The 24,132-nt window shown below is 59.1% G+C and carries 22 protein-coding genes; 12 read left to right on the forward strand and 10 right to left on the reverse strand.

Annotation, left to right across the window (positions count from 1 at the left end; all coding sequences use genetic code 11):
• Window positions 1-6: 6 nt before the first annotated feature.
• Window positions 7-696, reverse strand: a complete 690-nt coding sequence (locus VZC39_RS02965) for an LrgB family protein (protein WP_349920941.1) — start codon at window positions 694-696, stop codon at window positions 7-9.
• Window positions 689-1,090: a CidA/LrgA family protein gene (locus VZC39_RS02970; RefSeq protein ID WP_349920942.1), complete on the reverse strand. Its 402-nt coding sequence runs from the start codon at window positions 1,088-1,090 to the stop codon at window positions 689-691. Before VZC39_RS02970 ends, VZC39_RS02965 begins: the two co-directional genes overlap by 8 nt.
• 125 nt (window positions 1,091-1,215) lie before the next feature.
• On the opposite strand from VZC39_RS02970, the gene VZC39_RS02975 reads away from it, so the two are divergent.
• A complete protein-coding gene (locus tag VZC39_RS02975; RefSeq protein ID WP_349922352.1) occupies window positions 1,216-2,109 on the forward strand; it encodes a LysR family transcriptional regulator in 894 nt (297 codons plus the stop codon).
• Here the strand turns inward: VZC39_RS02975 and VZC39_RS02980 are convergent.
• Window positions 2,096-3,586 (reverse strand): PLP-dependent aminotransferase family protein, encoded by a 1,491-nt coding sequence (locus VZC39_RS02980; protein WP_434665543.1) that lies wholly within the window; start codon window positions 3,584-3,586, stop codon window positions 2,096-2,098. The two genes, VZC39_RS02975 and VZC39_RS02980, sit on opposite strands and share 14 nt — an antisense overlap.
• Before the next feature lie 124 nt (window positions 3,587-3,710).
• On the opposite strand from VZC39_RS02980, the gene VZC39_RS02985 reads away from it, so the two are divergent.
• The 3 genes from VZC39_RS02985 (at window position 3,711) to VZC39_RS02995 (ending at window position 5,487) form a co-directional block, all read left to right on the forward strand.
• Window positions 3,711-4,178 (forward strand): OsmC family protein, encoded by a 468-nt coding sequence (locus tag VZC39_RS02985; RefSeq protein ID WP_434665546.1) that lies wholly within the window; start codon window positions 3,711-3,713, stop codon window positions 4,176-4,178.
• Window positions 4,179-4,319: 141 nt separating this feature from the next.
• Window positions 4,320-4,769, forward strand: a complete 450-nt coding sequence (locus VZC39_RS02990) for a rhodanese-like domain-containing protein (RefSeq protein WP_434665549.1) — start codon at window positions 4,320-4,322, stop codon at window positions 4,767-4,769.
• A complete protein-coding gene (locus VZC39_RS02995; protein ID WP_434665551.1) occupies window positions 4,759-5,487 on the forward strand; it encodes a GNAT family N-acetyltransferase in 729 nt (242 codons plus the stop codon). Before VZC39_RS02990 ends, VZC39_RS02995 begins: the two co-directional genes overlap by 11 nt.
• A gap of 80 nt (window positions 5,488-5,567) precedes the next feature.
• Here VZC39_RS02995 and ybaK read toward each other — a convergent pair whose 3' ends face one another.
• Entirely contained in the window at window positions 5,568-6,038 is a 471-nt protein-coding gene (gene ybaK, locus VZC39_RS03000) for a Cys-tRNA(Pro) deacylase (protein ID WP_349920948.1), read from the reverse strand.
• Window positions 6,039-6,223: 185 nt separating this feature from the next.
• On the opposite strand from ybaK, the gene VZC39_RS03005 reads away from it, so the two are divergent.
• Window positions 6,224-7,702, forward strand: a complete 1,479-nt coding sequence (locus VZC39_RS03005; RefSeq protein WP_434668314.1) for a sensor domain-containing diguanylate cyclase — start codon at window positions 6,224-6,226, stop codon at window positions 7,700-7,702.
• Window positions 7,703-7,728: 26 nt separating this feature from the next.
• Here the strand turns inward: VZC39_RS03005 and VZC39_RS03010 are convergent, their stop codons facing one another.
• The 3 genes from VZC39_RS03010 to argE all read right to left on the reverse strand — a co-directional run bounded on the left by VZC39_RS03010 (window position 7,729) and on the right by argE (window position 13,576).
• Window positions 7,729-9,276 carry an EAL domain-containing protein gene (locus VZC39_RS03010; protein WP_434665554.1) on the reverse strand — a complete coding sequence of 516 codons (1,548 nt, stop codon included), beginning with the start codon at window positions 9,274-9,276 and terminating at the stop codon, window positions 7,729-7,731.
• Window positions 9,277-9,580: 304 nt separating this feature from the next.
• Entirely contained in the window at window positions 9,581-12,214 is a 2,634-nt protein-coding gene (gene ppc, locus VZC39_RS03015) for a phosphoenolpyruvate carboxylase (protein ID WP_434665557.1), read from the reverse strand.
• A gap of 216 nt (window positions 12,215-12,430) precedes the next feature.
• Window positions 12,431-13,576, reverse strand: coding sequence for an acetylornithine deacetylase (gene argE / locus VZC39_RS03020; RefSeq protein WP_434665560.1), 1,146 nt, complete (start codon window positions 13,574-13,576; stop codon window positions 12,431-12,433).
• Window positions 13,577-13,835: 259 nt separating this feature from the next.
• Between argE and argC the strand changes: the two genes are divergently transcribed.
• The 6 genes from argC (at window position 13,836) to VZC39_RS03050 (ending at window position 20,405) form a co-directional block, all read left to right on the forward strand.
• Entirely contained in the window at window positions 13,836-14,843 is a 1,008-nt protein-coding gene (gene argC, locus VZC39_RS03025; RefSeq protein WP_434665563.1) for an N-acetyl-gamma-glutamyl-phosphate reductase, read from the forward strand.
• 23 nt (window positions 14,844-14,866) lie between these two features.
• Complete coding sequence (gene argB, locus VZC39_RS03030; RefSeq protein WP_005324857.1) at window positions 14,867-15,646, forward strand: acetylglutamate kinase; 780 nt, start codon at window positions 14,867-14,869, stop codon at window positions 15,644-15,646.
• A gap of 25 nt (window positions 15,647-15,671) precedes the next feature.
• Window positions 15,672-16,583 (forward strand): ornithine carbamoyltransferase, encoded by a 912-nt coding sequence (locus tag VZC39_RS03035; RefSeq protein WP_265435158.1) that lies wholly within the window; start codon window positions 15,672-15,674, stop codon window positions 16,581-16,583.
• A 54-nt stretch (window positions 16,584-16,637) separates the two neighbouring features.
• On the forward strand, window positions 16,638-17,873 hold the full coding sequence (locus VZC39_RS03040) for an argininosuccinate synthase (RefSeq protein WP_202047235.1): 1,236 nt from the start codon (window positions 16,638-16,640) through the stop codon (window positions 17,871-17,873).
• Between the two features lie 395 nt (window positions 17,874-18,268).
• The gene (argH, locus tag VZC39_RS03045) at window positions 18,269-19,651 is read left to right on the forward strand and encodes an argininosuccinate lyase (protein ID WP_434665568.1); all 1,383 of its coding nucleotides are present in this window, start codon (window positions 18,269-18,271) and stop codon (window positions 19,649-19,651) included.
• Window positions 19,652-19,778: 127 nt separating this feature from the next.
• A complete protein-coding gene (locus tag VZC39_RS03050) occupies window positions 19,779-20,405 on the forward strand; it encodes an FMN-binding negative transcriptional regulator (RefSeq protein ID WP_434665571.1) in 627 nt (208 codons plus the stop codon).
• Between the two features lie 114 nt (window positions 20,406-20,519).
• Here the strand turns inward: VZC39_RS03050 and VZC39_RS03055 are convergent, their stop codons facing one another.
• From VZC39_RS03055 to VZC39_RS03065, 3 genes are all read right to left on the reverse strand, one after another.
• Complete coding sequence (locus VZC39_RS03055; RefSeq protein ID WP_349920958.1) at window positions 20,520-20,732, reverse strand: hypothetical protein; 213 nt, start codon at window positions 20,730-20,732, stop codon at window positions 20,520-20,522.
• 502 nt (window positions 20,733-21,234) lie between these two features.
• The gene (locus tag VZC39_RS03060) at window positions 21,235-21,396 is read right to left on the reverse strand and encodes a hypothetical protein (protein ID WP_434665574.1); all 162 of its coding nucleotides are present in this window, start codon (window positions 21,394-21,396) and stop codon (window positions 21,235-21,237) included.
• 1 nt (window position 21,397) lies between these two features.
• Window positions 21,398-22,087 carry a winged helix-turn-helix domain-containing protein gene (locus VZC39_RS03065; RefSeq protein ID WP_434665577.1) on the reverse strand — a complete coding sequence of 230 codons (690 nt, stop codon included), beginning with the start codon at window positions 22,085-22,087 and terminating at the stop codon, window positions 21,398-21,400.
• Window positions 22,088-22,476: 389 nt separating this feature from the next.
• Here VZC39_RS03065 and VZC39_RS03070 point away from each other — a divergent pair, with 389 nt between their 5' ends.
• A complete protein-coding gene (locus VZC39_RS03070) occupies window positions 22,477-24,129 on the forward strand; it encodes a response regulator (RefSeq protein ID WP_434665580.1) in 1,653 nt (550 codons plus the stop codon).
• Window positions 24,130-24,132: the final 3 nt, after the last annotated feature.

Consider the following 24,132-nt stretch of genomic DNA (forward strand, 5'->3'; position numbering starts at 1 on the left):
GCCGTATTACCAGAACAGCCTGCCCAACAGGGGGGCGAGCAGCACGGTCGCCATGCCGGCGATCATCATCACCATGCTGGAGACCACGCCCTCCTCGTTGCCCATCTGATAGGCCCGGGCGGTGCCGGCACCATGGGCGGAGGCACCGAAGCCTGCCCCCTTGCCGAGGCGGCTGCGAATGGCGAGCACCGCCAGCACGCTCTCGCCGACCGCCATGCCGATCACCCCGGTCAGCACCACGAACAGGGCGGTGAGATCGGCATTGCCTCCCACGGAGCGGGTCGCCTCCACCGCGAAGGGGGTGGTGATGGAGCGCATGGCCATGCTGCGTTGCAGCAGCTCGGACAGGTTCAGCCAGCGGGCCAGCAGCACGGTACTGCCCACCGCCATGATGACGGAGGCGATGACCCCCACCGACAGCGACAGCCAGTGGCGGCGCATCAGCTGGCGGTTCTCGTAGACGGGCACCGCGAAGGCGACGGTGGCAGGTCCCAGCAGCCAGAGCAACCAGTGGGATTCGGCCATGTAGTCCTGATAGGGGATGTGGAACAGCATGACCACGGCCACCAGCAGGGCGGGGGCCAGCAGCAGGGGCATCAGCGGCAGTATGCGTTTGCGGGCATAGAGCCACTTGCTGGCGTAGTAGAACAGCAGGGTGAGGGCGAAGCAGAGCAGGCCGAGCAGGGTATCAGACATGGCGGCGACTCCGGCGGGCCAGCATGAGTTCGAAGCGATAGACTCTGTCCACCACCAATGCGGTAGTACCAAGCACCAAAATGGTGCTGATCACCAGCACGACCATGATGCGCCACCCCTCTTCAAGCAGCAGATCCTGATAGTTGACCACGGCCACCACGGCGGGCACGAAGAACAGCAGCATCTCCGCCAGCAACCAGCGGGCGCCGGCGCTGAACCACTGGGCCTTGACCACGCCCAGCAGAATGCAGACAAGCAACAGCAGCATGCCGGTGAGGTTGGCGGGCAAGGGCAGATGCAGGGTGCGAACCGCGGTATCCGCCAGCAGCCAGATGGCGGCGAGCAGGGCAATCTGGAAGGGCGTTTGCAACCAGCGAAGGCAGAAGGTTTTCATGATGGATGTCTGTCTGTGAACTTGCTCACAGTATAAGAGGGAGACAAACCTGCAAAAAATGAATTTAAATCATGAAAAACATGCCATATTGGCATTGTTTGAACGTCATCATCTCGAGCCCCGCCATGGATATCCGAGCCCTGCGTTACTTCGTCGAACTGGTGCGTGAGCAGAGTTTCACCCGCGCCTCCGAGAAGCTGTTCGTCACCCAACCCACCATCAGCAAGATGATCCGCAACATGGAGGAGGAGCTGGGCCAGCCCCTGCTGAGTCGCTCGGGGCACAGCTTCACCCTCACCGACAGCGGCCAGGTGCTGTTCACCCATGGTCAGCTGGTGCTGGCCCAGATGCAGCAGATGGAGGCGGAACTCGCCGACTTGCAGAGTCTGCAGCACGGTCGCCTCGCCCTCGGCATCCCCCCCATGGTGGGCCACGTCTATGCGGATCTCATCCGCGCCTATCGCAGCCGTTACCCCAAGGTGGAGCTCTCCATCGTGGAGTACGGCGGACGGCGCATCGAGCAGGCGGTGCTGGAGGGGGAGCTGGATCTCGCCATCACCATGCTGCCGACCAAGGAGGAGGGAACCCTGAGCACCCTGGAACTGGATTGCTATCCCATCCAGGTGGTGCTGCCGGACGTCCCTCGCTGGCGGGCGCGGGCCGAAATCCGGCTGGGGGACTTGAGAGAAGAACCCTTCCTGCTCTACACCCAGGCCTTCACCCTGAGCGAGCGGCTGGAGCAGGCCTGCCTGCAGGCGGGCTTCACTCCCCAGGTGGCGGCGCGCAGCAGCCAGTGGGATTTCCTTACCGCCATGGTGCGAAGCGGCATGGGGGTCGCCTTCCTGCCCGAACCCATCTGCCGTCGGCTGACCCCGGACGGCCTGGTGCTGCGGCCCCTGAAGCCTGAACTCAGCTGGCGGCTCGGGGTTATCTGGCCCGCCAGGCGTTACCTCTCCCGCACCGCCGAGGCCTGGCTCGAATTGTGCCGGGAGAGTCAGGAGCAGATCACGACTCCCTGAGTCTGTCGGCTCGGGGTGGACGGGGGAGAGTGTTCGCCAGTGTCGGGAGCGGATTGGCCCTCATCAGCTCCCCCAACCGGCGACAGAGCCGACGCAGGGTCTGGTTGTCGAGACAACCGAAACCGAGCAGCCAGCCTTCCCGGCTGGGGGCCCCGAGGTGAAACTGGCCCAAGGGGCGAACGCCCAGCCCCAGGGCATTGGCGGCGTCTGTCCAGCGCGCCTCGCCACCGGCGGGCAGCAGTACGGCGCACTGCAGGCCGGCACCACTGTGGATGGGGGTGAGGGTGGGGCAATGCTCGGCGAGCTCGCGCAGCAGCAGATCCCGCCGACTCTGGTAGACGAGCCGACTCTGGCGCAGGTGGGCGGCGAAGTGACCGGCGCGGATGAAATCAGCCGTGACCGCCTGCTGCAACTGGTTGCTATGGCCATCGATGGCGGCGCGGGCCCGGCTGAAGGCCTCCATCAGCGGACGCGGCAGCACCAGATAGGCGAGACGCAGGGAACCGAACAGCACCTTGCTGAAGGTGCCCACATAGATGACCCGCCCCTGTCCATCCAGCCCCTGCAGGGCGGGGAGCGGGCGCTGATCGTACTGATACTCCCCGTCGTAATCGTCCTCCAGCACCCAGGCTCCCTGCCGCTCGGCTTCGGCCAATAGCGCCATGCGCCGCGTCAGGCTCATGGGCACCCCCAGGGGATACTGGTGGGCGGGGGTGCAGTAGATAAGCCTGGGTCTGGGGTGTTCTCCGATTGGATTCATCCCTTCTTCATCCACCGGCACAGGGTGGATGCGGGCGCCGGCGCTCTCCATGGCGGTGCGCGCCCCCGGGTAGCCGGGATCCTCCACCCAGACGCACTCTCCTGCGTCGATCAGCAACTGGGTTGCCAACATGATCCCCTGCTGGGAGCTGGTGAGGATCAGGATCTGATCCGCCTCGCACACCACGCCCCTTGACTGCACCAGATAGCTGCTGATGGCGGCGCGCAGCTCCGGCAGGCCCTGCGGCTCCCCGTAGTTCATCCAGTCGCCGGCCCGCTGGCGCCATTGCTGCTGCATCAGACGGCCCCAGAGAGCCTGGGGAAAGAGACGGGGATCCGGCTGGCTGGAGGCAAAGGAGCTGCCCACCTCCGGCACCTCCGGGCAGGCGCTGCCTGCGGCCATCTCCTGGCCCCGGCGCGAGAGCCCCGCTGCCGACTGGGGCGGGCGCGGGGTGGGTCTCACTGCCGCCAGCGCCACGAAGCTGCCAGCCCCGACCCTGCGTACCAGATAACCCTCCGATTCCAGCCGGCCGTAGGCGAGCTCCACCGTGCTGCGGGAGATGCCGAGATCGCTCGCCAGCAACCGGCTCGCGGGCAGTCGGCTGTGCTGTGGCAGGTGGCCCGCGAGGATGGCTTCTCGCAGGGTGCGCACCAGCTGCTCATGAAGCGGCAGATCCCCATGGCGATGGTGAGCGAACAAGGTTGGCAGGACCGTCATGGCGGGCTCCAGCTAGCGATCGAAATTGGTCTGCTTATATTGGCAAAATTGGTCGGGGTGGCAAGGCCATTGTGCCGCTACATTGGAACCATCATCGGGATATCAGCCACCATAGGGAGTCGTTATGTCGGAGTTTGGCGCCATCATCAGCTGGCAGCGGGGGGAGGATGAAGCCTTCGTGGATCAGCGTTACAGTCGGGCCCACAGCTGGGAGTTTGACGGCGGCGTGCGGGTGCCCGCTTCCTCCTCTCCCCATGTGGTGCCCTTGCCCTATTCGGTGGCGGACAATGTCGATCCCGAGGAGGCCTTCGTCGCGGCGCTCTCCAGCTGTCATATGCTCACCTTCCTCTGGCTGGCGGCCAGGGCGGGCTATCGGGTGGAGAGCTATCAGGACGAGGCGATCGGCATCATGGAGGCGGACGAGCGCGGTCGCCAGTCCGTCACCCGGGTCAGGCTGCGTCCGCTCATCGTCTTCGGTGGCGAGCGTCAGCCGGGTATGCCCGAGCTGGAGCAGTTGCATCACCAGGCCCACGAAGAGTGTTTTATCGCGAACTCGGTGCGAACCATCGTGACCACCGAGATCAGGCGTTAATCGGCGGTGAGAACCACCGTTACCACAGAGATCAGGCGTTAATCGGCGGTGAACGCCACAGTTACCATAGAGATCAAAACCTGGTCGGCGCGGGCAGCCGTCATGGCCGGGATCAGACACGAGTCGCAAGGAGCAGGCAGTATGAGTCAGGTAATGAGTACCGGGGTCGCGAGCCCGATGGAGGCCAGTGCGTTTTTCGAGGCACAGTTGAAATACCGCACCGATCCGGCGGATCTGGCCGCGGATCTGCTGAGCGGGGAGGCGGGTGAGGAGGGGAAGATAGTGGTCATCGACACCCGCTCCCCTGCTCACTACGCCGAGGGTCACATTCCGGGGGCAGTCTCTTTCCCCCATCGCACCATGAATACCGCCAGCACGGCGGCCCTGCCGAGGGACAAGGTCTATGTCTGCTACTGCGATGGCATCGGCTGCAATGGCTCGACCCAGGGGGCCTACAAGCTGGCGGCGCTGGGCTTTCAGGTCAAAGAGCTGATCGGTGGCCTGCACTGGTGGCGTCAGGATGGCTTCGCCGTCGCCACCGGCAGCGAGGCCGGTGTCTTGCAAGAAGGAGGGATTGCCTGTGCCTGCTAAGCCATTTCTGAACGAATTCGATCAGCCGGTTGGCGCCGAGGTGACGGGCTGGGCGGGAGCCGAGTTCCCCCCCAAGGCGGTGATGCGCGGCTGGGGTTGCCGCCTTGAGCCGCTGGATCCCGCGCGTCACTGTGGCTCGCTCTGGCAGGCATTTGCTGCCGACAGCGGGGCCATGTGGACCTATCTTACCAGCGGTCCCTTCGAGGATGAGGCGGCCATGCTGGCCTGGCTGCAACAGAGCACCGCCAAGGCGGATCCCCAGTTCTACGCCATTGTGGACGAGGAGAGCGGCAAGGCGCTGGGGCTGGCCAGCTATCTGCGCATCGACCCGGCCGCTGGCAGCATAGAGGTGGGTTGGCTGCACTTCTCCCCCGCCATGCAGCGCACCCGACTCTCCACCGCCGCCATGGCGCTGATGATGGGCAACGCCTTCGCGCTCGGCTACCGGCGCTACGAGTGGAAGTGCAACGATCTCAACTGGCCCTCCCGTCATGCGGCGCTGCGCCTTGGCTTCAGCTATGAGGGCACCTTCCGTCAGGCGCGGGTGGACAAGGGGCGCTCCCGCGATACCGCCTGGTTCTCGGTGATCGACGGCGAATGGCCGGTCCTGAAAACGGCTTTCGAGCGCTGGCTGGCGGATGAGAACTTCGACGAAGCGGGGCACCAGAGAGTGCGCCTCTCCGATCTCACGGCCGCCGTACGAAACGGCGACCAATAGGCATCCAGAGCTATCAGCGTGGTTGGTGATGACACGAGAGAGGCCCCGATATCGGGGCCTCTCTTCATTCACGCCTTGATCTAGTCGTGATGCTCGCCGATGGGGGCGGCAATCCACTTCATCAGGGTCAGCATGTCCTGAGGCGCTACCCCCACCGAGAGGCCGCGCTTGCCGCCGCTCACCAGGATCTCGTCATACAGCATGGCGGAGTCATCCAGCACGGTGGGCAGCAGCTTCTTCTGGGCCAAGGGGCTGATGCCGCCCACCTTGTAACCGGTCAGCTTCTCGGCCTCCGCCGGTTTCATCATCTCCACCTTCTTGAGCCCCGCCGCCTTGGCGAGTTGCTTGAGGCTGCACATGCCCGATGAGGGGACAATGGCCACCACCGCCTGCTTGTCGTGGTGGGCGATCAGGGTCTTGAACACCTGCGCCTCCGGCAGGCCGAGCTGGGTCGCGGCATGTTTGCCAAAGTCGTCGTGGGCCTCGCACTCGTAGGGGTAGAGCTTGTGGGGGATCTTGAGCTTTTTCAGCAGGTTGATAGCGGGGGTCATCGGGGTTCCTCGAGCCGGGACAAGGCCAGACAGTCTGCGCCCGAGATGTCGGCATGGCAAGGGGTCAGGTCAATTCACCGCCATGCCGGGTGAGTGCGGGAATGCCGTCCCGCATCTCCGCCGGGCTCTGATGCCTATACTGGAAGAGTTGCAATCCTTGCGAGCGAAAGGAATCCCGGCCCGTGATGAATAGTTCAGTGATGAATCTCCCCAATGCAGAGCCCTTCGGTCGTCACGATGACCAGGCGCGTTTGACAGCTCTCGATCGTGCCTATGGCATCGTCGAGTTCGATCTCGATGGGCGCATGGTGTCAGCCAATCCCTTGTTTTGTGCCATCCTGGGCTACAGCTTGAAGGAGCTGATCGGCCAATCTCACCGGCTGCTGGTGCCCGCCGAGTTGCAGGAGGGCCATGAGGCCTTCTGGCAGGGGGTGCTGGGGGGCGAGATCCACGGCGGGGCCTTTCGCCGGGTTCTGCGAGACGGCAGCAGCCTCTGGATCCACGCCACCTATACGCCGATCACCGATGAGAGGGGGACCCCGCTCGGGGTGATCAAGCTTATCCACGACATCACCCAGGAGGTGCTGGCGGAGCAGCGTGTGGCGTTGCAGAGCCAGATGTTCGACATCATAGTGGCAGCCCATCAGAGCTTTCTGCTGGATCGCAATCTGGGCTCGGCCTGCGACACCATCTTCGAGCGGTTGCTGAGCGTGAGCATGAGTGCCTACGGCTTCATCGGCATCGTCCAGCACGAGGAGGGACAACCCAGCCTCTATGTGCCTTCCATCTCCAATCTCTCCTGGGACGAGGCCACCCATGCCTGGTATGAGCAGCAGCGCCAGAGCCGGGGAGGGCTCATCTTCAACAAGCTCGACAACCTGTTTGGCCATGTGGTGACCCACAACACGCTAGTGTGTTGCAACGATCTGCCGAGTCACCCGGCCAGTCGTGGCTCGTCCCCCCGCGGCCATCCCCACCTGTACAGCTTCCTCGGCATTCCCATTCGCCACAAGGGGGAGGCCATCGGCATGATCGCCCTGGCCAACCGGCCCGGCGGCTTCGATGAGAGCTTGGTAAGCCTGCTCGAGCCCCTCACCACGGCCCTGGGTACCCTTATCCATGCGCGCAACCTGGAGGAGGAGCGCAGCCGGATGGAGCAGGAGCTGCGCTTCAACGCCGAGCACGACTTCCTGACCCATCTGCCCAATCGCAGCCATTTCTTCAATCAAGGGAAGCAGCTGCTGGCCCATCTTCTGGCGCATGCGGAAGAAAGAAACTGCTGCCTGGCCCTGATCGATATCGACTTCTTCAAGCAGATCAATGACGAGTTCGGTCATCTCGCCGGCGATGCCGTGTTGCGGGAGCTGGCCCGGCTGCTGATGCAGGAGGCCAAGGACAAGGATCTGGCGGCCCGTTTCGGTGGGGAGGAGTTCATCTTGCTGCTGCGTAACGTGGCTCTCGAGGAGGCGACGTCTCTCATGGAGCATTTGCGCATGCAGATAGAGCAACACGCTTTTCGCTATAAGGGGATGGGTATCCCGGTGACCATCAGCATCGGTCTGTCCCCCTTCCTGCCCGATTATCACTCCATGGATGACTGGATCCAGTGCGTGGATCAGCACCTCTATGAGTCCAAGCGGCGGGGGCGCAACCGGGTGTCATAGCCTCCCCGTCTGGTGGATGGTCATCGTCAGCCGATACGGGATGCCACGTGGCCGGGGTGGTTGCGTTCCTGGATGGCCTGGGCGAGTCGCTTGACAGGCATGGCTTTGTAGAACACCCAGCCCTGGATCAGGGCATGTCTGTCGAATGACTCGATCAGCCTCAATTCGTGGGGGCTCTCGACCCCCTCAAAGACGATCTGCTTGTTCAATTTGGTGATGCCTTGCAGCATGGAGGTGAAGAGATCTTTCTTCAGTTCCTCGTGCAGGCCATTAATGAAGATCTTGTCCAGCTTGATTTCATCGAAGTCGATGGCGGTCAGCCAGAGAATATTGGATGAGCCGGTACCAAAGTCATCCAGCGATATCTTGAACCCTTTCTCTCGTGCCGAGGTGGTGAAGTCCGCTATTTTTTGATGGTATTCATTGATGCGCTCGGTGATCTCCAGCTTTATCTGGGAGGGTTTCAGATCATATCGGAGGACCTGGGCCTGCAACCGGTCGAGATAATCCGGGGCGTTGATTTCATAGGTGCTGACATTCAATGAAATCGTCAACTTTTCATCTTTTTCAAGCAGTTCATGCACCTCATCCAGCGCCCTGCTGACAATGAAGGTGGATATTTTCCCATAGATATCGAGCTTGGTGGCGACCGGAATAAATAACTCGGGTGAGACCTGACCATACAGATCATCTTTCCACCTCAACAGGGCTTCCATGCCAACGATATTGTGCTGGTGGGCATGTACCACGGGTTGGTATTCCAGATAGAGCTCGTTGCGCTGTATTGCCCGTTTGAGCCTGAATTCGAGGGATTTCTTCTCTTCCTGAAAACTGGTTGTGGCAAAGGCGATGAGCCCCCCAAGGCACAGGGAGAAGAGTATGTAGAAGCTGAGGGGGGCCGCCTTGTAAGCCAGCAGGCCGGCACGTTCATTGTGGGTGATGACACAAAAATCATACTGCTCGCTGCACAGCCTGGTGGACAGGGTGGTCAGACTATTGCCGCCGGCAGGCATGTCGAGCAACTTGAAGAAGGCGTTCTTCCCATCCTGGGTGACCAGTTCATAGGTGACGCCCTCCGGCCCCTGGTAGACCTGATGAGTGAGCAATTCGGAGGTGAAGGCGACGGTATTGCCCAGACGGGTCATGTCCCTGACCACATTGGATGGCAGCAGTGAGGTTGGTTTGATGTAAATTTCAAATCCCGAGGTGGTCAGGAAACTATGGCGGGGCAGAGACACCGGGTTCACCAATATTCCCCAGTCTGCGCTGCAAGCCAGTTTTTCATCCTGGATGATGCCGATATCCCCCACATAGGGAAATCGGGAGGCAATGACCCTTATTTTATCCAGAACGGGTTTTGTGCACTCGACGAGTCCAGCCTGATTCACCGCCCGCAGTGAATCGGCCAACTGTTGCGATATTCTCTCCGAGTTGTCGAGGACCAGCCGGGAAAAATCCAGTTGTTGCTGTCTCTGGTTGGATAAGGCCAGATAATGGCCGATGGTGACAAAAAACAGCAGGGAAAGAATGCTGCCGAGATAGATCCATTTATTGCTCGCTACCGACTTTAACATATAAAGCCCAGCCATCCCTTTTGACACCCAGAGTCCAATATATCAGCCTGAGTTCGGCTTGTAACGGCTTGTGATACAAGCAAATTTTCCCCGAGGCGGGATATTGCTCCGAGCTGTTGATGAAAGGCTTCGTATGACTTCATCCTCGCCTTGCTGGTGGGGCATGATGCCGTGGTGAGCGGTTCGCCCCTGCCAGTGGTCAGGGGATCTTCGCGGCCGGAGGGACAGGCTGGTTTGAGGCATATAAAGAGGGCGCCTGTGGGCGCCCTCTCAATCTGATGGGAGTGAGGTCGACAGCGCGTTCTCAACCCGTGTTGCGCATGCCGGCGGCGATACCGGCGATGGTGACCATCAGCGCCTGATCCAGCTCGGGATGCAGGGTCTCGGCGTGGTTGCGCGAGCGCCCCAGCAGCTCGACCTGCAGCACGTTGAGGGGATCCGTGTAGGGGTTGCGCAGCTTGATGGACTCCTGGATCCAGGGCTGATCATCCAGCAGATCGCCCTGGGGACGCAGCTCCAGTACCACCTGAATGGAGTCGGAGAGCTCCTGGCGCAGCTGTTTGCCCAGGGCCCACAACTCGGTGGGGACCAGACGGGTGTCGTAGTACTCCGCCAGCCAGAGGTCGGCCTTGAGGAACACCATCTCCAGCATCTCGAGACGGGTGCGGAAGAAGGGCCACTGGCGGCTCATCTCGTCCAGCACCGCCTTGTGACCGTCATCGATGGCCTGCTGCAGCCCCTTGTGGGCACCGAGCCAGGCTGGCAGCATCAGCCGGTTCTGGGTCCAGGCGAAGATCCAGGGGATGGCGCGCAGGCTCTCGACGCCGCCGTTCGGCTTGCGCTTGGCGGGACGGGAACCCAGCGGCAATTTGCCGAGCTCCATCTCCGGGGTGGCGGCGCGGAAGTAGGGCACGAAGTCCTGGTGGCCACGCACGATAGAGCGGTAGTGCTCGCAGGAGGACTCGGCGACCTGCTCGATCACGGCACGCCAACTCTCTTTCGGCTTCGGCGGTGGCAGCAGATTCCCCTCCAGAACGGCGCTGGTGTAGAGATTCAAGCTGTTGATGGCGACCTTGGGCAGTCCAAACTTGAAGCGGATCATCTCCCCTTGCTCGGTCACTCGCAGGCCGCCGCGCAGGGATCCCGGCGGTTGGGACAGGATCGCCTGGTGGGCGGGGGCACCGCCGCGACCGACGGTGCCGCCACGGCCGTGGAACAGGGTCAGTCGCAGATTGTTGGATTCAGCCAGCGCCACCAGGGATTCCATGGCGGCGTACTGGGCCCAGCCCGCGGCCATCATGCCCGCGTCCTTGGCGGAATCCGAGTAGCCGATCATCACGTACTGACGGCCCTGGATGTAGCCGCGATACCAGTCAACGGACAGCAGGCGCTCCATCACGGCGGTGCCCGCCATCAGATCTTCCTGGGTTTCGAACAGCGGCGCCACCGGCATGCGGAACTTGCAACCGGCCTCTTTGAGCAGCAGCTGCACCGCCAGCACGTCGGAGGGGGCGCCGGCCATGGAGATGATGTAGATGCCGAATGCATCCGGATCATGCTCTGCGATCACCCGGCAGGTATCGATGGTCTCGCGGGTATCGGCACTCGGCTCCCAGTCGGTCGGGATCAGCGGGCGGCGGGAGTTCAGTTCATTGAGCAGGAAGGCCTGCTTGTCATCCTCGCTCCACTCGGCGTAATCCCCCATGCCCAGATAGCGGGTCAGCTCGGAGAAGACCTGGCCGTGACGCTCGCCGTCCTGGCGGATGTCGAGCTTGACCAGATGGATGCCGAAGCAGGCGAGTTTGCGCAGCACGTCCAAGAGCATGCCGTCGGCGATGTTGCCCATGCCGCAGGCGTGCAGGGAGTGGTAGCAGAGCTCAAGCGGCTCGCGCAGCTGGGCCGTGGTCTTGACCAGATCCCGGCTCTCGCTTACCTGGCCTTGCACTTTGGCGGTCAGGTACTCCTGGGTCTCGCGCAGCTGTTCGCGCAGCTCCCGCACCAGGGCGCGATAGGGCTCGGGGTTGTCACCTACCTGTTTGCGCAGATCCTCGGTGCAGTCGGCCATGGAGAGCTCGGAGGTGAGCTCCTTGATGTCGCGGTAGAAGAGGTTCACCGCCATCCAGCGGCCCAGTTCCAGTACTTCGGCGGTCACCTTGGCGGTGACGAAGGGGTTGCCGTCGCGATCACCGCCCATCCAGGAGGTGAATTTGACCGGCGCCGCATCCAGGGGCAGCCGCACACCCAGGTGGTGTTGCAGGCGTTCGTCCAGGTTGCGCATGAATTCGGGAATGGCGGGCCAGAGGCTGTTTTCCACCACGGCGAAGCCCCACTTGGCCTCGTCCACCGGGGTGGGACGCTGCTCGCGGATCTCGTTGGTGTGCCAGGCCTGATTGACCAGCTGTTCGATGCGATTGAGGATCTTGTCCCGCTCACGGGGCAGCAGATCGGACAGCTCCAGTGCTTCCAGACAGTCGTTGAGCTGCACGTGCTTGTGGATCAGGGTGCGACGGGTCACCTCGGTAGGGTGAGCGGTCAGTACCAGATCGATGTCCAGCTCGCGCACGGCCTGGATGATGGCTTCCTGGGACAGGTTGGACGCTTTCAGCTTGGCGAACATCTGCTCCAGGGGATCCGGGGTGCACTCCTGCTCTTCGCAGCGGCGGGAGATGGTGTGGAACTGCTCCGCCACGTTGGCCAGATTGAGGAACTGGCTGAAGGCGCGGGCCACGGGCAGCAGCTCGTCGTCGGAGAGGGTGCGCAGGGTCTCGAGCAGGCGCTCCCTGTCTGCCTCATTGCCCTTGCGAGAGGATTTGGCCAGTTGACGAATGGTTTCGATCTTGTCGAGGAAGGCTTGTCCCTGATGATCTTTGATGGACTTGCCCAGCAACTGGCCCAGCATGCCTACGTTGGCGCGTAGAGCGGCGTACTTTTCGTTCATTCCACATCCTTATTTTTGTTGGTGCCTCCTGACCTTCCTAGGTGAGAGGCTGCCCCATTTATTGTTGTGCGATTACAACATATGCTCCGTCATCTTAGGGGGACAATCTACCCAGATTGTCTGCGCAAGGTCAAATAACAAGCCGATTCAGAACATGTATTTCCCTCACCTGTCCCGCCTCGGCATGTCATGTAACTTACTTACATTCCGCCCCCGTCAGACGCAGAAACGCCGGATCAGATGTTGCAGCACCGCCGTGGTCGGTTTGACGAACGACAGATCCAGATACTCATCCGGTTGGTGGGCCTGGGCGATATGGCCTGGGCCCAGCACTATGGTTTCACAACCGAGCTGCTGGATGAAGGGGGCCTCGGTGCAATAGTTCACGGATTGCGCGGCCTGGCCGCTCGCCTTCTCGGCCTCGCGCACCAGATCCGAGTCATCGGTGCAGGCATAGGCGGGGATGGGCTCGTGCAGGTGCTGCAGGTGCAGGCAGCCCGGCTGGTGGATTTCGATGGGGGAAAGCGCTTCTTTGAGCATGCCCATCAGCTCGTCCGGCCCGACCTGGGGGGTGGGCCTCATGTCGATGTGCAGCTCGCAGCAGCCGCAGATGCGGTTCGGGCTGTCCCCTCCCTGGATGTAACCCAGGTTCAGGGTGGGCTGGGGCACGGCGAAGCGATGATCCGCGTACTTGTCCTTCAGATCTTGCTGCAGTTTCAGCACCTGGCCCATGGCCTTGTGCATGATCTCCATGGCGTTGATCCCGTTGGCGGGATCCGAGCTGTGACCACTCCTGCCGGTGATGCGAATGGCCTCCGACATGTGGCCCTTGTGGGCGACCACGGGCACCAGGCCTGTGGGCTCGCCTATCACCGCATAATCCGGTTTGAGCTCGGCGGCCGCAGCGATGGCGCGGGCCCCCGCCATGGTGGTCTCTTCGTCCGCCGTGGCGAGAATGCGCAAAGGCTTGTTCAGGGTCTTGAGATCGATCTCCTTGAGCGCCTCCACGATGAAGGCGAAGAAACCTTTCATGTCGATGGTGCCGAGCCCGTACAGGCGGTTGCCCTCCTCGGTCACCTTGAAGGGATCCTTGCGCCAGGCCCCCTCATCGAAGGGCACCGTATCCGTATGGCCCGCCAGCAGTAGGCCCCCTTCACCCTGACCCATGGTTGCCACCAGGTTGAACTTGCCCGGCAGCTCCGGCAGCGCCGTCACCTCGCAGTGAAAGCCCAACTGACCGAACCAGTCAGCCAGCAGACGGATCACCCCCTCGTTGCTCTGATCCCAGCGGGGATCCGTGCTGCTGATGGAGGGAGTCGCAATAATATTCTTATAAAGTGAAAAAAAATCCAGATTGGCCATCAGCTCCTCCTTGCGTCCCCGGAATGTTTCTGTTAGAAAATACAAATGCAAAGTGAGTGCATGAATATTCTTTTCGAGTGCTCATCGACAAGGCTTCTAGTTGTAAGGGAAAGTTAATGTTCTGTCACCTGATCTGTAACCGACGACACACACCCGCCTGAATTGCCCCTCCGCACACGGTGCCAAAGGGGCGATAACTGACCCTTTGCACCACAGCATCGCGCTGTGAACTTCAAACCCAGACTTGGAATACTCAACAATGCTTAACACCGTTATCGTCGGTGCCAGTGGCTACGCGGGAGCCGAACTGGCCGCACTGGTCCAGAACCATCCACAACTCAAGCTGTTCGGCCTCTACGTCTCCGCCGGCAGCCAGGATGCGCACAAGCGCTTCTCCTCCCTCCATCCCCAGTGGGTCGGCGCGCTGGATCAGCCGCTGCTGCCCCTGGACGAGGACGGAATGACCCGGATCCTGACCCAGGCCGATCTGGTGCTGCTGGCGACCGCCCACGAGGTGAGCGCCGAGCTCGCGCCCAAGTTCCTGGCCAAGGGGCTGCCGGTGTTCGATCTCTCCGGCGCCTTCCGGGTCAAGGATCAGGGATTCTACGCCTCCTTCTACGGCTTCACCCACGAGAGCGAGCAGTGGCTGGACAAGGCGGTCTACGGTCTGGCCGAGTGGAACGCCGATGCCATCCAGGGCGCCCAGCTCATCGCCGTGCCGGGTTGCTACCCGACCGCGTCCCTCTGCGGCCTCAAGCCGCTGCAGCAGGCCGGTCTGATTGCCGAGGGATGGCAGCCCATCATCAACGCGGTGTCCGGTGTCTCCGGGGCCGGTCGCAAGGCCGCCATCAACACCAGCTTCTGTGAAGTGAGCCTGAGCCCCTATGGCACCTTCAATCACAGACACCAGCCGGAGATCAGCCACCACCTCGGCAAGGGGGTGCTGTTCCAGCCCCACCTTGGCAACTATGTGCGGGGCATACTGGCCACCATCTATGTGCAACTGGCGGACGGGGTGACGCAGACCCAGGTGGATCAAGCCTATCTCAAGGCCTATGAAGGCAAGCCCCTGGTGCGCCTCACCGGCCAGATGCCCTCCATCCGTGGCGTGGCCAATACCCCTTACTGCGACCTCGCCTGGCAGCAGCAGGGCAACATGCTGGTGGTGGTGTCCGCCATCGACAACCTGCTCAAGGGCGCCGCCTCCCAGGCGATGCAGTGCATAAATATCAAGTTTGGTTTTGAACCGGCCACCGGCCTGATTTAACGCTTTAAGGAAGGATCGAGAAGATGGACAAGCAGACGCTGGTAATCAAGTTGGGTGGTGCCCTGATCGAGAACGACGAGGCCCTGACCGCCCTGTTCGCTACCCTGAAAACCTTCCTGGACGATCAGCACCGTCCCCTGGTGCTGGTGCACGGTGGTGGCTGCCTGGTGGATGACCTGCTCAAGGGGCTGGGGATGACTTCCACCAAGAAGAACGGCCTGCGGGTCACCCCGTTCGAGCAGATCCCCTTCATCGCCGGGGCCCTGGCGGGTACCGCGAACAAGATGATGATGGCCAAGGCCATCGCCACCGGCATCCCTGCCGTGGGGCTCTGTCTCGCCGACGGCGGTCTGTGCCAGGTGACCCAGCTCGATCCGGATCTCGGCGCCGTCGGTGACTGCCAGCCGGGCAACCCGGCGCTGGTGGCCGGGATCCTGGGGCAGGGTTTCCTGCCGGTGGTGAGTTCCATCGGCATCACAGCCGACGGCCAGCTGATGAACGTCAACGCGGATCAGGCGGCCACGGCGATTGCCGAGGCGCTGGGCGCCGATCTGGTGATGCTGTCGGATGTGAGCGGCATCCTGGATGGCAAGGGCAAGCTGGTGCCGCAGCTGGACAAACAGAGCGCGCTGGACCTGATGGAGAAGGGTGTGATTCGCGATGGCATGGCGGTGAAGGTTAAGGCCGCCCTGCATGCCGCCGAGACCCTGGGCAAGCCAGTCTGTGTCGCCAGCTGGCGCTACCCGGACCAACTGCTCAAGCTGCTGGCGGGCGGCGCCGTCGGCACCCAAGTCACCCTCTAACCCTGGCCGGAAAAAGGAACATCCGATGCAACATCTTCTGAAAGACAGCGACTTGAGCAAGGCCCAGATAGAGGCGCTGATTGCCCTGGGCAAATCGGTCAAGGCGGACCCCAAGAAGTACGGCCAGGCGCTGGCGGGCAAGAGCGTGGTCACCCTGTTCGAGAAACCCTCCCTGCGCACCCGGGTCACCTTCGACATCGGCATCGCCCGGCTGGGCGGTCACAGCGTCTACCTGGATCAGCAGAACGGCGCGCTCGGCAAGCGGGAGTCGGTGAAGGATTTCGCCGCCAACCTGTCGCGCTGGTGTGACGCCATCGTCGCGCGGGTGTTCGATCACCAGACCCTGGTCGAGCTGGCGGAGCATGGCTCTGTGCCGGTGGTGAACAGCCTGTGCAACCTCTACCACCCCTGCCAGGGGCTGGCGGACTTCATGACCATCAGCGAGCACTACAGCGATCTCTCCAAGGTGAAGCTGGCGTATCTGGGCGATGGCAACAACGTCAGCCACTCCCTGCTGCTGCTGGGGGCGACCCTCGGCACCGACGTGACCCTGGTCTGCCCCAAGGGCCATGGCCCGGATACCCAGATCTTCCTGCAGGCCCAGGCGCTGGCGGCGCAATCTGGCGCGCACATCAACATCAGCGATGACGTGGGCGCCATCGAAGGCTTCGACGTGGTTTATACCGACACCTGGGTTTCCATGGGTGACAACACACCAATGGAGCAGGTAAAAGATATCTTCATGCCTTATCAGATCAACCAGGCCCTGCTCGATCGCACCGGCATCGCCCACGTGCTGCATTGTCAGCCGGCGCATCGGGAGCTGGAGATCACCTCGGAGGTCATGGACGGACCAGCCTCCCTCATCATGGATGAGGCAGAAAACCGGATGCATATCCAGAATGCCGTGCTGCTGACGCTGTTGGGTCATAAATAAGCCGGCGACCGACCCTGAATCACAACCTTATCGAATCATCACGGAGAGAAGTAAATGAGCGGAATCAACAAGATCGTACTGGCTTACTCGGGCGGACTGGATACCTCGGCCATCATTCCCTGGCTGAAAGAGAACTACGATGCGGAGATCATCGCCTTCGTCGCCGACGTGGGCCAGGAGCGTGACGATCTGGAAGGGATCGAGCAAAAAGCCCTCGCCTCCGGCGCCACCAAGTGCATCGTCAAGGATCTGCGGGAAGAGTTCGTCAAAGAGTACGTCTATCCGACCCTGAAGACAGGCGCCGTCTACGAAGGCACCTATCTGCTGGGCACCTCCATGGCCCGTCCCATCATCGCCAAGGCGATGGTGGAAGCGGCCCTGGCGGAAGGGGCCGACGCCATCTCCCACGGCTGTACCGGCAAGGGCAACGATCAGGTGCGTTTCGAAGGCGCCGTGGCAGCCCTGGCCCCCCAGCTGAAGGTCATCGCTCCCTGGCGTCTGTGGGACATGCGCTCCCGGGAAGATCTGCTGGCCTATCTGGAAGCCCGCAACATCCCCTGCAAGGCGACCCTGAAGAAGATCTACAGTCGCGATGCCAACGCCTGGCACATCTCCACCGAGGGTGGCGAGCTGGAGAGCACCTGGAACGAGCCGTCCGAAGCAGTCTGGCAGTGGACTGTCTCCGCCGAGCAGGCACCGAACGAGCCTGAATATGTCAAGCTGACCGTGGCCCAGGGCGAAGTGGTGGCCGTTGACGACCAGCCGCTGACCCCGCACCAGATCCTGATGACCCTGAACGAACGTGCCGGCAAGCACGGCGTGGGCCGCATCGACATCACCGAAAACCGGATGGTTGGCATGAAGTCCCGCGGCTGCTACGAGACCCCGGGCGGTACCGTCATGGTCGCCGCGCTGCGCGCCGTGGAAGAGCTGGTCTTGGATCGCCCGACCCGCGCCTGGCGCGAGAAGCTGGGTGCCGAGTTCTCCCACCTGGTCTATGACGGTCGCTGGTTCACCCCGCTGTGCAAGGCCATTGTCGCCTCCGCCAACGCCATCGCCGAGGATCTCGACGGTGAAGTGGTGCTGAAGATGTACAAGGGTCAGGTCACCGCGGTGCAGAAGAAGTCGCCGAACAGCCTCTACTCCGAAGACTTCGCCACCTTCGGCGCCGACGAAGTGTATGACCAGAGCCACGCCGAAGGCTTCATCCGTCTCTACACCCTGGCGAGCCGGATCCGCGCCATGAAGGAGCAGCATCAGGCCATCGGTGGTGATCACACCCACGGCTAACCCTCGAGGTTTCAAGCCGCAGACAACCGGTGAGGGGGCTTGGCCCCCTCACTTATAAGCGGCGACCGGATTCCCTCGTCTGTAAGCGGGGGAAGGATAACCGATGAGCTGTGACAAGAGCGGCAGCGCCCGGGCCGTGTCTGTGAGATAACAGGGGCAGCTTTCAATGAGGGGTGTGCTTTGCCCCCTTCTCCCCTTGCGGGAGAAGGGTTGGGGATGAGGGGGAAATTGCTCTCACCCTAGCCCTCTCCCAAAGGGAGAGGGAACCGGTTCGCAGTTACTTGATGTAACAGCAGCAACATCGCTCGCTACCGCACTGTCATGCAGATAAACAGGGCACGATTTCAAGTTCGACGGCGCAAGGCGCCGCCGACAACGCATTCAAGGAGAGCAGTATGGCACTTTGGGGTGGACGCTTCAGTCAGGGAGCCGATAGCCGGTTCAAGCAGTTCAACGATTCGCTGCGGTTCGATTACCGGCTGGCGGAGCAGGATATTCAGGGCTCCATGGCCTGGGCCCGTGCGCTGGTGAAGGTGGGTGTATTGACCAGCGATGAGCAGGGCAAACTGCAACAGGCGATGGAGGTGCTGCTCGCCTCGGTGCAGCAGGATCCCCAACAGATCCTGAGCTCGGACGCCGAAGACATCCACTCCTGGGTCGAGGGCAAGCTCATCGATGCCGTCGGCACCCTGGGCAAGAAGCTGCACACCGGCCGCTCGCGTAACGATCAGGTCGCTACCGACCTCAAACTCTGGTGCAAGGCTCAGGGTGAGCTGCTGCTCGCCTCCATCACAAGCCTGCAGCAGGGGCTGGTGGCGTCTGCCCGTGCCAATCAGGCCGCCGTGCTGCCCGGCTACACTCACTTGCAGCGTGCCCAGCCGGTCACCTACGCTCACTGGGCCTTGGCCTATGTGGAGATGCTGGAGCGGGACTATTCCCGTCTGCAGGATGCGTTGAAGCGCCTCGACACCAGCCCGCTCGGCTGCGGCGCCCTGGCGGGCACCGCCTACGCCATCGACCGCGAAGCGCTGGCGCTGGATATGGGCTTTGGCGGCGCGACCCGCAACAGCCTAGATTCGGTGTCGGACCGGGATCACGTGGTGGAGCTGATGCACGTGGCATCGCTGTCCATGGCGCATCTGTCGCGCTTCGCCGAAGACCTCATCTTCTACAACACGGGTGAGGCGGGCTTCGTCGAGTTGTCCGACGCGGTCACTTCGGGATCGTCCCTGATGCCGCAGAAGAAAAACCCGGATGCGCTCGAACTCATTCGTGGCAAGACCGGCCGGGTGGTCGGCGCCCAGATGGGCATGCTGATGAGCCTTAAGGCACTGCCGCTGGCCTACAACAAGGACATGCAGGAAGACAAGGAAGGGCTGTTCGATGCCCTCGACACCTGGCACGACTGCCTCGACATGGCGGCCCTGGTGCTGATCGACCTGAAAGTGAATGGCGAGCGCACCAAAGCGGCGGCCCAGGGCGGCTACGCCAACGCCACCGAGCTCGCGGACTATCTGGTCGCCAAGGGCATCCCCTTCCGCGAGGCGCACCATATCGTCGGCGAGACAGTGGTCTATGCCATCCAGGTGAAGAAACCGCTGGAGGAGCTGTCCCTGGCCGAATTCCAGCGCTTCAGCCCTGTGGTGGGGGAGGATGTGTATCCGAATCTGGAGCTGGAAGCGACCCTGGCCAAGCGGGTCGCCAAGGGCGGTGTCGCCCGGGAGCAGATCGAGGCAGCCCTGGTGGCCGCCGAAGCCTGGCTGGCCAAACGCGGCTGATGGCCGAGCGAGAGAAAATGAAGAGGGCTCATGCCCTCTTTTTTATTGCTGCGCCATCGCCAGCCAACTTCGATTGCGCAAGAATGGGCCTTCGCACGGATGCGTCACCATCGACCAAGGAGCCCTTATGTATCTGCCAACCCATTTTGCCGCCACCGATCCCGAGGCCCTGCACGCGCTGATGCGGGCCCATCCACTGGGGGCCCTGATCACTCATGGCGAGTCGGGGCTGGATGCCAATCATCTACCGTTCGAGTTCTATGCCGGGGAGGGAGAGCATGGGGTCCTGCGCGCCCATGTGGCGCGCAACAACCCGCTCTGGCAAGAGGTGACGGACGGGCAGGAGGTGCTGGTGATCTTCAAGGCCGCCGACGGCTATGTCTCCCCGAACTGGTATCCGAGCAAGCAGGAACATCACAAGCAGGTGCCGACCTGGAACTATGCCGTGGTCCATGCCCACGGCCGTATTAGGGTGCGCGACGATGCCCGTTTCGTGCGCCGCCTGCTGGCGAGCTTGACTAGGTGCCACGAGGCGACCGAGCCCAGCCCCTGGAAGATGGCGGACGCACCGCGAGACTATGTCGAGGCCATGGTGGCAGCCGTGGTCGGCATCGAAATCGAGATAAGCGCCCTGGTGGGCAAGTTCAAGCTGAGTCAGAACAAGGAGGCGGCGGATAGGCAAGGGGTTGTCGATGCCTTGCAGGAACGCGGGAAGGGGGCGCTGGCAGCGGCCATGCAGCGCCGGCCTGTTTGATAGAGGTAGTGATAATCACTTCTTTTTGTTGTTAAGTGAAATATAAATCTACAGAACATCCATCAAGCAGCGTGTCGAACTGCCCATGGACGGAATGTCGTCGGCCAGCAGGGTTTATAGCTCCTTGAATGGCCGGCGTTTCTCTTCCTCGATGACGATGGCCTCCAGGTTGGCGACCCGCTCCTGCAGCTCCTTGATGATCATGTCCTGTTTGCCGAGACGGTCGGTGATGCGACCATCCCCCAGCTTGTAGCGGGCGCGCTTGCCGAGATAGCCAAACAGCAGACTGAGAAAGACGATCAGGACTATGCCTGTCCACAGATTCATGAATCATTCCCTGTTGCTTCAATCATGATGTTCAATGAGCATTATCGACACCCCACGCTGTCATATCAACAGAATCCACGGAATATGAAAATATCACTCTACTTAAGGGTTGGGTTTTAAAACTGCCATATTGAACAATATACAATAAAGCGACATAGATGTTTTCATGGATCTATGCTTGCCACCAGTCGGGGATAGCCTATTCCTTACGCTATATTAAGGCGGTCTGAGAAACTGAGATGGCCATTTATTTTAACCTTGAGCAATTTTCTCTCCGGGAAGGATGACGTAAATACCATGACTCGCCTCCCATTCATCAAAACGTGCAGATCAGAAACACGAAACTGCTGCAGTATATTGGTTCTCGGCATTGACAGGTGGTGAGGTTTGTTCATCAGGGGCATCGTGTCCTGATAGAATTTAAAGATGACAATGCTATTCATAAAACTGATCTGAAGTCCTTTCGTAAGACGTCGTTCATATTTGTCCAATGCATAATATGTCAGAATTCCTTGCTGACAACTTCCCTTGTATGCTCGCCCATTTTGCTCATCGATACCTTCCACTTGTAATTACAGCCTGCGCCATTCGCAATACCAAACAGCAGCAATGAAATGGACATCATGGCCAGGATGGAGAAAACCTTGATAAATTTGGTTGTCAATTTATGACTCCTCAAATAAATGATGAATGAACGCTTCGATATCGAATTCTATGGGCGTGCTAGAAAAATAGAAATCGGGATCATCACTGGTGCAAACAATGACATCTTGTTTTGAAACGCAGATGGTTGGTGAGGTTTCATATAAATAAACCATCATGGTTGATATGATGAATGCAGCTGCAGCCGACAATAGTAAAAACCACATCAGGTTTCTTATGAACGGCTTGAACTGCCACATCCATAGTCGAGATGAGATGCCATGCAGCATACCCACATGTCCTGTGGATTGCTGATCATTATGTTCTTCACCTAAAACAAGTTCTGGGCCTGCGTTATGACTTTCTTCTTCCTCCTCTTTAGTTGCCTCCTCTCGCGCGACATGAACATTGGCAAGGTTCATGATATAGCCTAGCCTGGGGATGTTTTTTATTTCAATACCTGCGCCTTTCAGCGCACTCCTGATGTTGCTAATTGCCACCGTCAGTGCACTTGAACTGACAGGTTTGCCAGACCAGCCTATCGATATAAGTTGTTCCTTCTCAATGACGGTACCTTTTTTTGCGAAAAGTGCAGAAACGATTCTCACTTCCGCGATGGACAACGTTACATCAAAAAGCAGATCACCAGCAGGGCCGATAACCATGACGTTGTTGCCATTCGCATCCAGTGAAAATTCAGATGATGGGTTCATGTCATTACACCAAATCATAGATACATTGCGTTATCTATAGACGCCAATATTTAACTCTGTGATTACCAAGGATTAACCATGATAAGGAAATCACTCATGATATGAATAGCTTAGTATATATAGTTTCCACCTTTACTGCAGGAGATAGGCATGACTATTGGTCATGTAAATAGGGGGTTTAGTAACAAATAGTGACAGGGGAAATGCCAGTTTGCTAGTAGTTACTATTTATCCCTACTTGTTTATAGGGGAGGAGTTGCCTGATGTTAGCATCACCTATGACAGCAATCCATGCTATGGGTAAAATTTCATATGATTAATAAATCTGCTGTGGATTAATTTTATATAAATGAAATTAATATGTATGACTTGATATTTGGAACTTTGATATGGGCGCATACACCTTAACATTCTCACAGCGTAATGTACTCATCATTGATGATGCACAGGCAGTTATCTCGGTAGTGAGAAGCATGTTGAGAGCCATGGGCTTTTCGGATAACTGCATTGATTATGCCAAAGAAGGAAAGTCTGCGCTCAACTGCATCAAATTAAAAAAATATGATGTCATTATATGTGATTACAACTTGGGTGACGGCCTCAACGGAAGACAACTTTTGGACGAAATAAGGCATGGGAAGTTATTAGGGCCTGATAGTGTCTTCATCATGATAACTGGGGAGTCATCCAAGACGATTGTCCGTTCAATAATAGAACTAAGACCGGATGATTATATTTTGAAACCATTTAACCAACAACAATTGCAACGAAGATTGAGGGTTGCGTTGAGTAAAAGAAGTCAGTATCGCGCACTTTATGAAATAGACCATCAGCATGATGCTGCTGCCGGTATTGCCCTGTGCAATGAGTTGCTCTGTAATGAAAGTGTCGATCAATTGTTGGTCAATCAATTTAAAGGTCAGTTTTTGCAGTCATTACGGAAGTATGACGAGGCACAAAATTTATATTGGGAGCTTGATAAGAAGCATGCCGATGCATGGATCAAGATCGAACTTTGCAATGTTCTTGTCGAGCTGGGGGATTATGATGAAGTGGAATCCATCATGGCTCATATGAGCAATGACATTTCAGTGTCATCGCTGCCAGAATTGAGTGTGATGAGTAAGCTTGAAATATATAAAGATAATATTCCAGAAGCAATTTCTCATCTCACACTAGCATCCAGCCTTGCTCCAGGAAACCCTGATAGAGAGTTAGTCATTGCAAATCTGTGTCTTTCTGAAAGTGATTACACCAATGCGGAGCGTCGATACTCAATTTATCGGGCATGCTGCAAAGGAACTTTTAGGGATGATCTGACATCCTCTATCAATGTCGTCAGGGGCATGTTGTTATCAATCGAAGAAGAGGATTATAACGCCGCCCGGGACAACGATCTTAGAAAGATAGAATCTTTTATTTTCACATTATACAGTGCAGCCTCATCAGCAGATGAGAAAGTGAGTGTGGAAATATTATACATTCACTCCAGAATTCTACGTGGCGAGTTGGGAAAAGCCATGCTGCTATTTTATAAAGTGATGAGTGTCGTGGCTAATATCGATTTCTATTCCCGTTATCACTTATGCAGAATATGCAGTCTGTTAATGTTTGATGCTCGATATAAAGAGAACTTTCAAATAGCATCCGAGATGTCTTTGAAGATGGATAATCTGCTTGTATCGAAGAGTTGCATGATCATGCTGCACTCATTAGATATGAACCATGCCTGCCAGAAGAGGCTTTATCAGGAGAAATATGATGCATCTCTATTGCATCGTGTGCAGCACCCCCAAAAAGAACTTGCTGCTTTGATACAGCTTCATCAAATGAACCCATATCTGCAGCAAGTTGCCATCAGAATAATTGAACTGCTTGGGATGATATGGCCAAGAATGCTTAACAAGATGGAGGTGTTAAGCCTCATTGAATCCTGTGACAACACTGTATCCACTATCATGTCATTGTCACAGCAACAACATAATAATTATCAAGGAACATTGTCGGCTGCCAAGCAACATACAGAGAATAAAAGGGCATAGGGT

It is taken from the genome of Aeromonas sp. NJAU223 (genome assembly GCF_051125555.1).
GTDB classification, from domain to species: domain Bacteria; phylum Pseudomonadota; class Gammaproteobacteria; order Enterobacterales; family Aeromonadaceae; genus Aeromonas; species Aeromonas veronii_G.

Bases quoted from the DNA above. Each gene is read 5' to 3' on its own strand.
- VZC39_RS02990 (WP_434665549.1), top strand. From the start codon at position 4,320: ATGAGTCAGGTAATGAGTACCGGGGTCGCGAGCCCGATGGAGGCCAGT.
- VZC39_RS03070 (WP_434665580.1), top strand. From the start codon at position 22,477: ATGGGCGCATACACCTTAACATTCTCACAGCGTAATGTACTCATCATT.
- VZC39_RS03005 (WP_434668314.1), top strand. From the start codon at position 6,224: ATGAATAGTTCAGTGATGAATCTCCCCAATGCAGAGCCCTTCGGTCGT.
- ppc (WP_434665557.1), bottom strand. From the start codon at position 12,214: ATGAACGAAAAGTACGCCGCTCTACGCGCCAACGTAGGCATGCTGGGC.
- VZC39_RS02970 (WP_349920942.1), bottom strand. From the start codon at position 1,090: ATGAAAACCTTCTGCCTTCGCTGGTTGCAAACGCCCTTCCAGATTGCC.
- argB (WP_005324857.1), top strand. From the start codon at position 14,867: ATGGACAAGCAGACGCTGGTAATCAAGTTGGGTGGTGCCCTGATCGAG.
- argE (WP_434665560.1), bottom strand. From the start codon at position 13,576: ATGGCCAATCTGGATTTTTTTTCACTTTATAAGAATATTATTGCGACT.
- VZC39_RS03010 (WP_434665554.1), bottom strand. From the start codon at position 9,276: ATGTTAAAGTCGGTAGCGAGCAATAAATGGATCTATCTCGGCAGCATT.
- VZC39_RS03065 (WP_434665577.1), bottom strand. From the start codon at position 22,087: ATGAACCCATCATCTGAATTTTCACTGGATGCGAATGGCAACAACGTC.
- VZC39_RS02980 (WP_434665543.1), bottom strand. From the start codon at position 3,586: ATGACGGTCCTGCCAACCTTGTTCGCTCACCATCGCCATGGGGATCTG.
- VZC39_RS03040 (WP_202047235.1), top strand. From the start codon at position 16,638: ATGAGCGGAATCAACAAGATCGTACTGGCTTACTCGGGCGGACTGGAT.
- VZC39_RS02975 (WP_349922352.1), top strand. From the start codon at position 1,216: ATGGATATCCGAGCCCTGCGTTACTTCGTCGAACTGGTGCGTGAGCAG.
- argC (WP_434665563.1), top strand. From the start codon at position 13,836: ATGCTTAACACCGTTATCGTCGGTGCCAGTGGCTACGCGGGAGCCGAA.
- VZC39_RS02965 (WP_349920941.1), bottom strand. From the start codon at position 696: ATGTCTGATACCCTGCTCGGCCTGCTCTGCTTCGCCCTCACCCTGCTG.
- argH (WP_434665568.1), top strand. From the start codon at position 18,269: ATGGCACTTTGGGGTGGACGCTTCAGTCAGGGAGCCGATAGCCGGTTC.
- VZC39_RS03035 (WP_265435158.1), top strand. From the start codon at position 15,672: ATGCAACATCTTCTGAAAGACAGCGACTTGAGCAAGGCCCAGATAGAG.
- VZC39_RS02985 (WP_434665546.1), top strand. From the start codon at position 3,711: ATGTCGGAGTTTGGCGCCATCATCAGCTGGCAGCGGGGGGAGGATGAA.
- VZC39_RS03050 (WP_434665571.1), top strand. From the start codon at position 19,779: ATGTATCTGCCAACCCATTTTGCCGCCACCGATCCCGAGGCCCTGCAC.
- VZC39_RS03055 (WP_349920958.1), bottom strand. From the start codon at position 20,732: ATGAATCTGTGGACAGGCATAGTCCTGATCGTCTTTCTCAGTCTGCTG.
- ybaK (WP_349920948.1), bottom strand. From the start codon at position 6,038: ATGACCCCCGCTATCAACCTGCTGAAAAAGCTCAAGATCCCCCACAAG.